The following is a 13,153-nucleotide window of genomic DNA, read 5'->3' on the forward strand; positions in this document are numbered from 1 at the left end:
GAAGCGAGCCGGACAGGCCTGATGCCCGCATGAGTAGCGGTAATGGCTGAAACCGACGGTGCCAACATGCCCACGTACGACTGCGATTGGGCTTGACTTCGGGTGCGAGGTGCTACCGTTTCGCGGATCGGACGGGTGCGAAGCATCCGCCCTTTTCCGCCCGACAGAGCGCCTCGCAAGGGCCCCGAAGTCAAGCCCAATCGCTATCGTCGCGAAGCGGCGATGACGCAACCAACGCTCGTCTAATTTCTCTAAAACGCGACCAACAACGCAAGGCGACCCGACCGCCCGCCCCCCGCGCGACAGCGCACCCAAAACTGAGGCGCGACCAACCAGCAACCCTCAATACCCTCCACCCCATGTACCCACAGGTGGAGCCCTACGACCAGGGCATGCTCGACGTAGGCGACGGCCAGCGAATCCACTACGAGGTGAGCGGCAACCCCGACGGCAAGCCCGCAGTCGTCTTCCACGGCGGTCCAGGCTCCGGCCTCAACACCCGATGGCGCCAGGACTTCGACCCGGATCACTGGAAGCTGGTCCTCTGGTCCCAACGCGGGTCCGGCAAAAGCACCCCGCCGGCCAGTGACCCGCAAACCGACATGTCGCTCAACACCACCCAGCACCTGATAGACGACGCCGAAAAACTCCGCGAACACCTGAACATAGAAAAATGGCTGGTAGAAGGCGGTTCCTGGGGTTCGACCCTGGCCCTCGCCTACGCCATCCAGCACCCGCACCGCGTCAGCGAGATCATCATCCCCGCGGTGACGGCAGGCCGCCCGGAAGAGCTCGAATGGATCACCCGTGGCCTGGGGCTCTTCTTCCCGGACTACTTCGAAGCCTTCCAGAACGGCGTCCCGGAGGAAGACCGCGACGGCAACCTGGCCCTCGCCTACAACAAGCTGCTCAACTCGGAAGACCCGGAAGTACGCGAGAAGGCCGCGTGGGACTGGAACAAGTGGGACCTCTCCACCATCACCGGCGGCGACAACGACTTCGAGGGCACCCGGTACGCGGACCCGGTGACGCGCTACCAGCTGGCCCGCACCGTCACCCACTACTGGGGCCAGGACTGCTTCCTGGAGCCGACCTACATCTTCGACAACCTCCACCGGCTCAAGGGCATCCCGGGCATCCTCATCCACGGCCGCAACGACTTCGGCGGACCGCTGCGCACCGCGTGGGAGATCGCGAAGAGGTGGCCCGACGCCGAACTGGTGATCCTGAACGACGCCGGGCACCTCATCATGGAGGGCAACAGCATGGACCAGGCCATCGCCGCCGCCATCGACAAGTTCCGTTAGGGCGCAACAGGTCCGGGCCGGTGGTACAGGTCCTCACCGGCCCACCGGATCCGATCCGAGAACCCGAACCCAGGCGCGGCAACGAAGTTCGCAGCGTCGTCGACAGAACCCGAGCCGACATAGCGAGCCCGCAACGGATACGGGAACACCGGCCGCGTCCGCACCACGTTGCCCGCGGCGTCACGACCGGAAGCGATCACCCGCGAAGGCGCGGCACCACCCTCGACCCACGAGACCAGCGCGTGGAACGGGTCGAACTCGGTCAGCGTGTCACCGCCTCCGCAGTGCCACATCGACGGTACGACGAACAGCCGCGCCCAGTCCGAGGAACGGCCACCGGTCAAGCGCTGCCAGTAGTCGAGCGTGCCCTCGAACGGGATGGCCTGGTCGTCCGCGCCGTGCCAGATGATCAGCTTGCCGCCCGCACGCCGGAACTCGGAGAGGTCCAGCGACAAGGAGTTCGCCTTCACGGTCTCCGGCACCAGCCGCCGGAACTCGCGCACCGTGAACTCGAACGACTCCAGCGACGAACCAGGCTTCCCGATCGGGTACACGAGGTGCTTCAGCGCGTTGTCCGCCAACTCGGCGGCGAAGCCCCGGCCGAACCCCGGATACGGGTTGAGCCAGAACGTCCACGAGATCTCCGACCCGTAGGCCTGGCCGCCGGGGTAGAGCCGGACACCGCCATCGGACGGTCCGGCGTAGAGGCGGCGCACACGAGCGATCTCATCCGGAGTCAGCTGCCCGGCCAACGTGCCAGGATCAAAGGAACACAGCCGCGGATCCTCGATCTGCCCGTCCACCAACCCGTCGAGCCCGTCACAGGACGCGATCACCGCGTTGTGCAACACGAAGATCTTCTCGTTCGGGATGGAGTTCCGCGCGATCCACGCCTGATACCCGATCAACGCGGTGTAGTACGCGGCCGGTGCCGACGCGATGATCCCGTCGAAGTCGTGCGGGTAGCGCTGCGCCAGCAGCAGTCCCTCACGGCCACCGTTCGAGCAGCCGTTGAAGTAGGACCGAGAAGGCGCCTTGCCGTAGAAAGCCTTGATCACAGCCCGAGAGACCTTCGACAGCACGTGCGGTGCGCGGTAGAAGAGATCGTCACGGGCCTTCTGGTCATCAGCGGCCCAGGTGGTGTCGAACCCCGGCGGCGGGACCTGGTGGCCGTCGTCGGTCGCGGCCACCGCGGCATCACCGAACGCCGGCCCGCACTTCTGCGGAAAGGCCGGGTCATCGATCATCCCGCAGAACCCGCCACACCCGTACTGCAGATAGCGGCCCTGATAACCGTGTGTGGGCAGCTTCAGCTGGAAACCCACGTGCGGCTCGATCGTCCCGCGCACATCGCAGAACTCAGGCGTACCGGCAACGACCACTGCCGACGTCACCTGAGTCCGCGCGGAAGGCACGTCGAACGTGCGCACCAGATCCGCACACGACCGCACCGGGCGATCGCCGGCAGACGCGGCAGCGGGCACGACCCCCGCTGCCACCAGAACAACAGAAACCCCGAATACCAACAACTTCCGATACATATCGTCCTTCCCCAGCAGACGTACGCACGTGGGGAAGTCTGGCAGCTATCCGACGTGCACGCGTGGCCGTCGGGAAGGATCCGACTCAGCCGAGCGGATGATCTCGCGTACGACCGGAGGCGTATCTCCACGGCCCAGGATCAGGTAGCGGAAGAGGTGGCCGAGCGGGTTTCCTTCCGACCATTCGAAGTGCGCGTGCGGGATCACGCCGGTCGAGTCGCGCAACGCCAGCAGGATCGCCGCGATCGCGTTCGGCGCGGCGGGGGCGGAGGCGCGCAGGATGCGATGGCCGTCCACCTCGACACCCTGGACGCACAACACGTTGCTGAACGCCGACGGGTCGACGATGTCGATCTCCAGGAAGATCACGTCCGCGCTGCCCGGCACGGGGTTGATCCCGCGCTGCTCGGTCTCCTTCTCGTCGTACTCCGCCTTGTCGCCGTCCTGGCGGCGGTTCGCGATCAACGTGATCCGGCCGTCGTTCTCGATGGTGTAGGTGATGAAGTCGCGCGCCTTCTCGTCGAACTTGATCTTGTCGACGCGCAGCTCGGTGGTGCGGGAAATCCGCGACACCAACGAGATCGCCACGATGCCGATGATGAAGAAGAACGAGATGGTGATGCCGTCCGGCTTCTCGATCACGTTCTCCACCAGCGCGTACAGCAGCACCAGCGTCAGCACGGTGAAGCCGATCGTGGCGCCGCGCTGCTTCTTGCGCCACGCGGACACGGTGACGGCGAACGAACCCGACACCATCATCGCCAGGATTCCGGTGGCGTACGCGCCGGCCTGTGCGTTCACGTCGGCCTTGAAGATGATCGTGATGATGATGCAGATGAGCGTGTAGACGATCACGACCGGACGGACCGCGCGGCCCCATTCCGGTGCCATGCCGTAGGAAGGCAGGTAGCGCGGCACGATGTTGATCAGGCCGGCCATCGCGGACGCGCCCGCGAACCACAGGATCAGGATGCTCGAGATGTCGTAAACGGTGCCGAACACCTCGCCGAGCAGCTCGTGCGCCAAGTAGGCCAGCGCACGACCGTTCGCCGGGCCACCAGGAGCGAACTTGTCCTGCGGCACCAGCACGGTCGTGATGAACGACGTCGCGATCAGGTACACCGACATGATCAACGCGGCGGTCGTCAGCAGCTTGCGGGTGTTGCGCACCCGGCTCTCCAGCCGCTCCTCCGGCGTCTTCCCGTCGGCGGCGACCAGCGGCATCATCGACACACCGGTCTCGAAGCCGGACAAACCGAGCACCAGCAACGGAAACGCCAAGATCGCCGGGCCGACCACGCCGAAGAACCCGCCCCCGTGCGCACCCAGCGCGGAGATCCAGCGGTCCAGGGCATCCGGCGTCGCGAAGACGTCCACGAGCCCCACCACGGCCACCACGGCGTTCAGGACCAGGAACACCGCCACCAACGGGATCGCGACGCCCACGGCCTCGCTGAAGCCCATCAGGAACACGCCGCCGAGAATCAGCAGCAGCACGATCGTCAGAATCATCTCGGAGCCGTGCAACGACTCCGGAACGTACGGGTTCTCCAGCGCGTGCACGGACGCGTCGGCCGCGGACAGCGTGATCGTGATGATCCACGAGGTCGCCACGAACCCGAGCAGCACCAGCACGAAGATCTTGCCGCGCCAGAACGGCAGCAGGTCCTCCAGCATCGCCACCGAGCCCTGGCCGTTCGGGCTCTCCCGCGCCACCCGCCGGTACATCGGCAACATGCCCAGCAGCGTCAGCGCCACGATGAGCAACGTCGCCAGCGGGGACAGCGCGCCGGCCGCCAGGGCCGCGATACCCGGCAGGTACGACAGCGTGGAGAAGTAGTCGACGCCGGTGAGCGTCATGACCTTCCACCACGCGTGCGGCTTGGCGTGCGACTCGGCGCTCTCCGGACCGGACGGTGCCACTCGGTCGGCGAGCAGCCACTTCCCCAGCGGCCCTCCCGGTGGCGCCGGACGTTCCGGGCTCGGCACCTCTGCGGGGATGGCGTACTCCGTGCTCATGGCGCAGAGCATGCCATCACCAGGTGATCAAGGTCTGAAGTCCGCCGGAAAACCAGCCTCCTGAACGGACAATCCGGACGGACGCAACGTTCCGATGCTGCCCTGCGTGTGGAGATCCAGGAAGAGGTCCACGACGTCCGGGTCGAACTGCTCACCGCGGCCGGCCCACAGTTCGCGCCGCGCCCGGTTCTCGTCCAGTGCGGTCTGGTGTGGACGATTCGACCGCATCGCGGCCCAAGCCACGCACACGGACAGGATGCGCGCCTCGGCCCGGATGTCCGCGCCGCGCAGGCCGTCCGGGTAGCCGTCGCCGTCGTAGCGTTCGTGCTGCTGCCTGATCACGTGCGCCACGCCCGCGAACCCCGGCACCATCCGCGCGAGCCGGTAGCCGAAGTCGGGATGTTGCCGCAGCAACCGCCACTCCTCCTCCGACAACGCGCCCGGCTTGGTCAGCACCACCTCGGGAATGATGACCTTGCCGATGTCGTGCAGGCGCCCGGCGAGCTGCGTGATCCTGATGGTCGGCGCGTCGAGCCCGAACTCCCCCGCCGCCACGCCGGCCCAGCGCGACACCGAACGGCTGTGGTCGTAGCGGTGCAGCCACCCGTCCACCCGGTCGGCGACCTGGCAGAGGAACTCCGCCATCGCGCCGTCGGTGTCGGGATCGACCGCGGGCAACGGCTCCGGGCCGACCGCGATCCGGTTCCGCCCGGCCGCCTTCGCCGCGTACAGCGCGCGGTCCGCGATCACCACGATGTCGTCCGGGCCGTCGCCGTGTGTCGGGAAGCTCGCCGAACCGACGGACACGGTCACCGACAACGGGATGTCGTCGTTGCCCGCGTTGACCGGAATCGGCTTCTCCGCCACCCGTTCACGCAGCCGGTTCGCGATCACGGACAACCGGCCGGGGCCGGCGTCCGGCACCAGCAGCGCGAACTCCTCGCCGCCGTACCGCGCCAGCACCTCACCCGACCGGGACGCCGCGCGCAGCCGGCCCGCGACCTCCATCAGCACGTCGTCGCCCGCCGGGTGGCCGTAGTTGTCGTTGATCGACTTGAAGCGGTCCACGTCGATGATGAACACCGCGACGGAACCGTCGTTGCGGCGCGCGCGAGCGATCTCCAACGGCAGCTGGGCTTCGAAGAACCTGCGGGTGTGCAACCCGGTCAGGCTGTCGGTGATCGCGAGCTTGCGCTGGTCCGCCACGAGTCCGGCGAGCCGCGCGATGATCAGCAGCGACAGCAGCGCGCTGCCCGCCGCGATCACCAGGACGTCCTGCGACGACTGGCCGACGTCGTGGATCAGCATCAGCACCGGCGCGGCGAGCGCGGCCGAGCACAGCGCGATGATCCGGCCGCGGGACAGGCCGACGTCCTGGACGTGCGCGCGGTCCACCAGGCGCGCCATCGTCGGGTGCAGTGCCGCCGCACCGATGCACAGGTTGGCGGACAACCAGATCGCGTCGAGGAAGTTGCCGGCGTGGTAGCTGCCGTCGAGCCGCTGCAGCACGTAGATCGTGTCCGCGGTGAGGATTCCCAGCAGGTTCGCCGTCAGCAGGACGAACGCGCGGGGCCGCGGACCGGCGCCGAAGATTAAACGCAGTGCCACCACGAAGAGCGCGAGATCCATCATCGGGTAGCCGAGCGACGCCATCTTCACCAGCGCCGGCGACGTGAGCCGCGCCTGCGGGCCGATCACGTAGAGCCAGGAAGCCATGCCCGCGACGACCGCCAGGACGGCCGCGTCGAGCAGGCTCGGCAGGTCGAGTCCCGGCGCGCGGCGGCGGATCAGCAGGATCACCCCGGCGACCATCAACGGGTAATGCCCGAGGTAGAAGATGTCCGCGTACGAGGGGTAAACGTCGTACTGGAAGACGTAGTGCGATGTGTAGAACGTGAGGTCGGCCATCGCGTAAACGACCTGGCTGAGTGCGAGGAACACCCATGGCCGCCGCCATTGGGGCCGGTTGTGCCTGACACCCCAGAATGTCGCGATCGCGGCCGAGGCGCTGATCGTGCAGTAGAGCACCACCCGCACCGTTTGTCCCGTTGTCCCCGCAGGGCTGACCGGAATCAGGTAGTAGACACCCAGCAGCAGGTGACCTGCCACCAGGTACATCCACCACACTCCGGTCTGGCCGGTACGGAAGATGGTCACACGAGACCCCTCGTTCTACGACATGGTCGAGCACGGTGATGATGCCCGACTCGGGATGATCGCGGCACCGCCGTTACTCCAATGAGGTGACCCACTAATACGAACGCTACCGCAAATCCCTGTTCTGTTTTCAGCGTGAAAGAAATCCGAGTGCCGCTGCGGCAGCCGGGTACGCCAGCTCACCCAATCCGCCCACGGGTGCGTCCGAAGCCACCACGGCGACCTCGATCTCGGGTGTGTCGCCGATGCGCGCCCACGGGTAGTCCCCGAACGATTTTTGCACGACTTTTCCCTGTCTGACGGTGATTCGTGCGCCTTGTGCCACCGAGATGGCGTCCATGATCGCGCCTTCGACCTGTTGGCGGACACCCGACGGGTGCAGTGCGGTGCCCACGTCGACCGCCGCGGTGATTTTCGTACGGCCGTCGTGCCTCGTTTCAGCGATCACCGCGATGACCGATCCGTAGTCGCGATGGCAGGCAACGGCTTGTGGCTCGCCGTCGTGCGCTTCCGCAGCGGCTTCCAGAACCTTTCTGACCCGCTGGTCGGCCAGCAGCCTCAACCGGCGTTCCACCTGGTTGTGCGCCATCTCCAGGCCACTCAGGAACATCTCGTCCGCATAAACCAACTGACCTGCGTAGACACTGCGCCAGAACCCGGTTCTGATCGGTGGGGGCGTGATGGCGAAGTGCGTCTCTCCCGGTACGTCGTAGGGATACTTGCCGGCCGACATCATCTTCAACATCTGCGGGTTGCTCGTGGCATCCAGCATGGACGACAGAGGCCAGGTGGAAACGGCGTGATCTCGCCAGACGGGTAGTCCTTCGTCGTTGACCGTTGCTCGTACGCGATGGACCGACAATGGACGGTACGAGTCGTGCTGGATGTCGTCGTCTCTCGTCCACAGCACTTTCACCGTCTTGCCGGTGTGCCGTGCGAGTTGGACTGCTTCCAGGACGAAGTCGGTCTCGAACTTCCGCCCGAACGCGCCACCGGCTCGCGTCGGGATCACCCGCACCGTCGCGAAGTCTTCTGCCAGAAGATTGCGCATCAGGTCAGGAGCTTGTACCGGCGCCCACAGCGTCACCGCGTCGCCGTCGACTTTCGCCGTCGCCGTCGGGGGTTCCATCGGCGCGTGGGCGAGCATCGGGGTGACGAAGATCTTTTCGATGAACTCACCCGATGGCGTATTTCCTGTCGGCAAAGCGGCTTCGAGCTCCGCCAGCCACTGGTCGCTGTCCGCGTCCGGAAAACCGCCCTGCCAGGACGTTTTGAGATTTTCGCGCGCCTTGATCGCGGTGTAGGTGTCCTCTGCCAGCAGCGCGAAGCCGTTGTCCAACCGGACGATTTCGGCGTCGCGGACGTCGGTGGCGTCGAAATCCGTTGGGGCTGCGCCGATCCACGGCGGCCTGGCGATCACCGCGACCAGGTCGGACGCCTGGTCGATGGCGTAGGCGAGCCTGCCCGTGACGATCGCGTCCTGGTCCACCCGTTTGACCGCCGGGTTTCCGAGCACCTGCCACTCGTCCCGCGGTGTCAGCTCGACCTCGCCCGGCGTGAGAGTCGCAGCTTCCTCGGCCAGTTCCCGATAGCTGAACCGCGAGTCGCCGTGCCGCACGAAACCGTCGACTGCACGGCATTCGGCCTCCGCGACCTGCCAGCGGCGCGCGGCCGCCTTGACCAGCAGGTGGCGGACAGTGGCCGCGGCCGTGCGGATCGGCTCGTGGACGCGCTGCATCGTGTTGGAGTTGGCGGACATCTGCGGGCCGTAGGTGTCCGGGTCGCCCTCCGCCTGTTCGATCGCGAGGCTCTCGACCGGGACCCTCAGCTCCTCCGCGACCATCATCGCGACGGCGGTGCGCACACCTTGCCCCGTGTCCGGCACCGGGACGGTGACCGTGATCCGGCCGGACTCGGCGTCGATCCGCACAAATGGATTTCCCATAGGAGTGTTCACGCCTCGGCCTTCATCCGCGCCACGGCGTTCCTGATGGCCTTGCGGATCCTGGGATAGGTGCCGCATCGGCAGATGTTGTCCCGCAACGCCTCGTCGATGTCCTCGTCGGTCGGGTCGGGGTGCTTGGCCAGCAACGCGATGGTCGCCATGATCTGGCCGGGCTGGCAGTAGCCGCACTGCGTGACGTCCTCGTCCAGCCACGCGCGTTGCACCGGGTGGTCCTCGACGCCTTCGATGGTCAGCACGTCCTGCTCGGCCATGTCCGCCACGGTGTGCTGACACGGCTTGAAGGCCTGGCCGTCCACTATGGACGTGCACACCCCGCAGAAACCGACGCCGCAGCCGTACTTCGTGCCGGTCAGGCCGAGGCGGTCGCGCAGGACCCAGAGCAGCGGGGTCTCCGGGTCGGCCTCGACCTCGCGGATCTCACCGTTGATGTGCAGCCGGTGCATGGTCACCTCACCGAGCGTAGCGGCCGCAACACCGTTATAGACGGGATATCGTTGCCTGCGTGGACGGCGTTCGGTTCGGGGTGCTTGGGCCGCTGCTCGTCACGCACGGGCGGCGGGACGTGCGCATCTCCGCAGGTCAGCCGCGCCAGGTTCTGGTTCTCCTGCTCCTGCACGCCGGCCAGACCGTCAGCGTCGACCACCTCATGTCGATCTTGTGGGACGGCGACCCGCCGGCCAGTGCTCGCAAGGCCGTGCAGGTGCACGTGTCGCAGCTCAGGCGGGCTCTCAAGGACCTGCCGGGCGTCTCGCTGGAGTGGTCGCGGCAGGGCTACCGGCTCGACATCCCGGACCGGTCGCTCGACCTGCAGCTGTTCCGCGAGGCCGAAGATCCGGACGAGGCGCTGAGTCACTGGCGCGGTCCGGCGCTGGCCGAGCTGACGACGAACACGCAGCTCGCGAACCAGCTGGAGGAGGAGCGCCTCGCCGCGATCGAGCGACGGGTCGACAAAGCGATCTCCGAAGGCCGTCACCACGAGGTCACCGGCGAGCTGACCGGGTACGTCACCGAACACCCGACCAGGGAACGGCTGCGCGGCGCGCTCATGGTGGCGTTGCACCGCAGCGGACGGCAGGCGGACGCGCTGCGGGTGTACGACGAGGGCAGGCGGCACCTGGCCGACGAGCTCGGGCTCGATCCGGGGCAGGAGCTCAAGGACCTGCACGCGGCGATCCTGCAGGGTGACATCCCGGCCGTGCCGCGCGAACTGCCCAAGGCGCCGGAACCGTTCGTCGGGCGGCGAGCCGAGATCTCGCTGATCACCGGGTCCGCGGAGACCGTGATCGCCGTGCACGGGCCTGGCGGGCAGGGCAAGAGCGCTCTCGCGACCGCGGCGGCGCACGCGATGGCCGAACGTTTCCCGGACGGTCAGCTGTACGTGGACCTGCACGGCGCCACGCCCGGCCGTTCGCCGCTGTCGTCCGCCGAGGTGCTGCGCCGGTTCCTGCGCGCGCTCGGCACGCCACCTCTCGCCGTGCCCACGGACACGTCGGAAGCCGCCGCGTTGTACCGGTCGACGCTGGCCCGGCGCAAAGTGCTGATCCTGCTGGACAACGCGGTGGACGCGGCTCAGGTCGGCCCGTTGCTGCCCGGTGAGGCGGGCTCGACCGTGCTGATCACCAGCCGCCGGATGCTCGCGACGCTGAGCGCGCAGCACGTCCGGCTCGATCCGCTGGCCGAGGAGGACGCGGTCAGGCTGCTCGGTTCCGACGGCGACGCGGCTCGGCAGGTCGCCCGGGCCTGCGACTACCTGCCGCTCGCGTTGACGATCGCGGCCGCGCGGCTGCGGTCACGGCCGGACTGGACGACGGCGACACTCGCGAAGAGGCTCGCGGACCAGCGGCATCGGCTGGACGAGCTGAACTTCGACGACCTCGGTGTGCGGACGAGCTTCCAGCTCAGTTTCGAGGGGCTGGACGAGCGGTCCACCAGGGCGTTCATCCTGTTGTGCTGCCTCAACGTGCCGACGGTGAGCGAGTCGACCGCGCAGGCGTTGCTCGGGCAGGACGACGTGGATCGCGTGCTGGATCCGTTGGTGGACGCCAAGCTCGTGGAACCGTGCGGGCCGGAGCGGTATCGGGTGCACGACCTGCTGCGGCTCTTCGGGGCCGAGCATCCCAACTCCGAGAAGCACGACGCGCTGACCCGTGCGTTGACGCACTACCGCGAGACTCTCACCGCCGCGTTGAAGAAACTGCGGCCGCACGCGTACGGCGCCCTGACGAACTCGGCCACCCAGCAGGACCTCGACGAACCGTTGCAGTGGCTGACGGACGAGGCCGAGAACCTGCTGGCGGCGGCGCGTTCCACGATGACCGAACCCGCGCTGGCCGATCATGCCCTGGCCATCGCGCACATGCTGTACCCGCATCTGTTCAAACAAGACAGAGTCGCCGACCTGATCGAGCTCGGCCAGATCGCACTTCAGGCTGCGCGCACGATCGGCACCTCGGCCGCGTTGCAGACCGCGCTTCTGGTGCAGTCCGCGGCGAACCGCAGGATCGGCTCGTTCGAGACAGCTCGCGCTCAGCTGGAGGAAGTGCTGCAGGCGCGGGCCGACGACCCGTTCGGACAGGGTCGTGCGCTCGCGGGAATCGGCACGATCCAACGTGAACTGGGCCAGCTCGACCAGGCATCGGACACTCTCGCTCAGGCCGTCAAGCTCATCGAGGAGCACGGACCCGCTGGTGCGCAACGGGTTCCGCTCTCCGCGCTGGCCCAGGTGCATCAGGTTGCCGGACGTTATGAGCAGGCCTTGGAAGCGGCCAACGACAGCCTGGCGTTTGCTCGGCAGGACGAGGATGCGGCTGGCACGGCCTATGCGTTGGCTTCTCAGGGTCAGGCTTTGTTCAAGCTCGGCCGCCTGGACGAGGCTTTGACCGCGCTGGACGAGTGCATCGAGCTGTGCCGGGCGACGGGTGAGCACAACGACGAGTGGCAGGCTCTTTTGTGCCGCGCGGAAGTGCTGCTGGCGATCGGAAACCCGGAGCAGGCCGCAAAGGACGCCGAGCGCTGCCTGGAGATCACCAGCGCTCGCGGCGACCGGTACGGCGAGGGTGTCGCGCGGCGGATGCTCGGCAAGGCAGGGATGGAAAAGCACGCGGACCGGGCGGCCGAACTGCTCGGCACACCCGGTCTGCGTAGAGACACCCTGTTGGACAGCGTGATCAGCTAGGAACTGGCGGCAGTCATCAGCAGCGGGTGCTCGTGCGGGCCATCGGCTCGTTGGAGCCCCACTGGATGTTGCCGACCGCGTGCGTGCAGTCGGAGAGCGTGTTCGCACCGGAGGACCAGTTGTCGGCCTTGTTGCTGGTGCAGTTCAGGTCGACGAGGTCGTCGTTGCCCGGCTTCTCCTTGGCCACGGAGGTGCAGACGTACCAGCTGTTGTGCGAGCTGCGGAAGCCCTCCCACACGTAGGTGTAGGCCCAGTTCTTGCCACAGCCCTTGAACTGCTTGACAGAACCGATGTTGGTGCCACCGCTCGTGATGTACGCGGTGGAACCGATCTGTGTCACCGGGCCACAACCGGGCGCCGACTCGGCGTGTGCGGTCGCAGTGATCCCGAGCATCGCGCCACCGACGACGACTGCCGCACCGAGCGTGCTGGCGATCTTGCTGAACATGCTTCTCCCTCAATGGTTTCTTGCAGCAGGTCTGTGGGACATCAGTCGGTGATGTAGCCGGTCATGGCGCGCCCCCTCAGCAGTCGCTCGACTGGAGCCGGGCAGTGCGGTGGATGCCGTCGGAGTCGACGTAGAGCACCTCGCCACGAGCGCAGCCGGGCGCGTAGACCATGTTTCCCCAGTGGTTGCCGGGCGTTCCCGGCGCGACGAAGCCGACGTGGTCGCTGCTCGTCCACACGGTGATGCGCAGTGCCGAGCCACCGCCGGAGTAGTTCGAGACGCGCACCCAGTTCGTCTTGCAGCCCGGCGACCAGCGCAGCTCGGCCGTGCCACCGGCGAACATGTCCGCGGTGTCGGCGACCGTCGTGCTGCCGGCGCATCCGGCGGCGACCGGGTCCTTGTCGTTGCAGGAGCGACCGCTGCAGGACGCCGCCTGCGCGTCCGGCGCGACGAGGAGCGTCAGCGCGGCCGCGGCGATCAGGGCTGTCGACTTCATGCCGCTGACCTTGCCGAGCGGCGCTCACAACGACCTGACAGGTG

General features: G+C 67.3%; 9 protein-coding genes. 2 read left to right on the forward strand and 7 right to left on the reverse strand.

Going from position 1 to position 13,153, the window contains the following annotated elements:
• Window positions 1-359 precede the first annotated feature (359 nt).
• Entirely contained in the window at window positions 360-1,307 is a 948-nt protein-coding gene (gene pip / locus ABZX92_RS21730; RefSeq protein ID WP_355562135.1) for a prolyl aminopeptidase, read from the forward strand.
• Here the strand turns inward: pip and ABZX92_RS21735 are convergent.
• From ABZX92_RS21735 to ABZX92_RS21755, 5 genes are all read right to left on the reverse strand, one after another.
• The gene (locus tag ABZX92_RS21735) at window positions 1,304-2,806 is read right to left on the reverse strand and encodes a tannase/feruloyl esterase family alpha/beta hydrolase (RefSeq protein WP_355562138.1); all 1,503 of its coding nucleotides are present in this window, start codon (window positions 2,804-2,806) and stop codon (window positions 1,304-1,306) included. The genes pip and ABZX92_RS21735 overlap by 4 nt on opposite strands.
• 87 nt (window positions 2,807-2,893) lie before the next feature.
• The gene (locus tag ABZX92_RS21740; RefSeq protein ID WP_355562141.1) at window positions 2,894-4,867 is read right to left on the reverse strand and encodes an amino acid transporter; all 1,974 of its coding nucleotides are present in this window, start codon (window positions 4,865-4,867) and stop codon (window positions 2,894-2,896) included.
• A gap of 27 nt (window positions 4,868-4,894) precedes the next feature.
• Complete coding sequence (locus ABZX92_RS21745; protein WP_355562144.1) at window positions 4,895-7,024, reverse strand: diguanylate cyclase; 2,130 nt, start codon at window positions 7,022-7,024, stop codon at window positions 4,895-4,897.
• A gap of 130 nt (window positions 7,025-7,154) precedes the next feature.
• Window positions 7,155-8,969, reverse strand: a complete 1,815-nt coding sequence (locus ABZX92_RS21750; protein WP_355562147.1) for a molybdopterin cofactor-binding domain-containing protein — start codon at window positions 8,967-8,969, stop codon at window positions 7,155-7,157.
• An 8-nt stretch (window positions 8,970-8,977) separates the two neighbouring features.
• Window positions 8,978-9,433, reverse strand: a complete 456-nt coding sequence (locus tag ABZX92_RS21755; RefSeq protein WP_355562237.1) for a (2Fe-2S)-binding protein — start codon at window positions 9,431-9,433, stop codon at window positions 8,978-8,980.
• A 59-nt stretch (window positions 9,434-9,492) separates the two neighbouring features.
• Between ABZX92_RS21755 and ABZX92_RS21760 the strand changes: the two genes are divergently transcribed.
• Window positions 9,493-12,165, forward strand: a complete 2,673-nt coding sequence (locus ABZX92_RS21760; RefSeq protein WP_355562150.1) for a BTAD domain-containing putative transcriptional regulator — start codon at window positions 9,493-9,495, stop codon at window positions 12,163-12,165.
• Window positions 12,166-12,181: 16 nt separating this feature from the next.
• Here the strand turns inward: ABZX92_RS21760 and ABZX92_RS21765 are convergent, their stop codons facing one another.
• Both ABZX92_RS21765 and ABZX92_RS21770 read right to left on the reverse strand, forming a co-directional pair.
• A complete protein-coding gene (locus ABZX92_RS21765; RefSeq protein ID WP_355562153.1) occupies window positions 12,182-12,613 on the reverse strand; it encodes a hypothetical protein in 432 nt (143 codons plus the stop codon).
• Between the two features lie 76 nt (window positions 12,614-12,689).
• Complete coding sequence (locus tag ABZX92_RS21770; protein ID WP_355562155.1) at window positions 12,690-13,109, reverse strand: DUF2690 domain-containing protein; 420 nt, start codon at window positions 13,107-13,109, stop codon at window positions 12,690-12,692.
• Window positions 13,110-13,153: the final 44 nt, after the last annotated feature.

This window comes from Lentzea sp. NPDC006480 (assembly GCF_040611995.1).
In the GTDB taxonomy this organism is placed as follows: domain Bacteria; phylum Actinomycetota; class Actinomycetes; order Mycobacteriales; family Pseudonocardiaceae; genus Lentzea.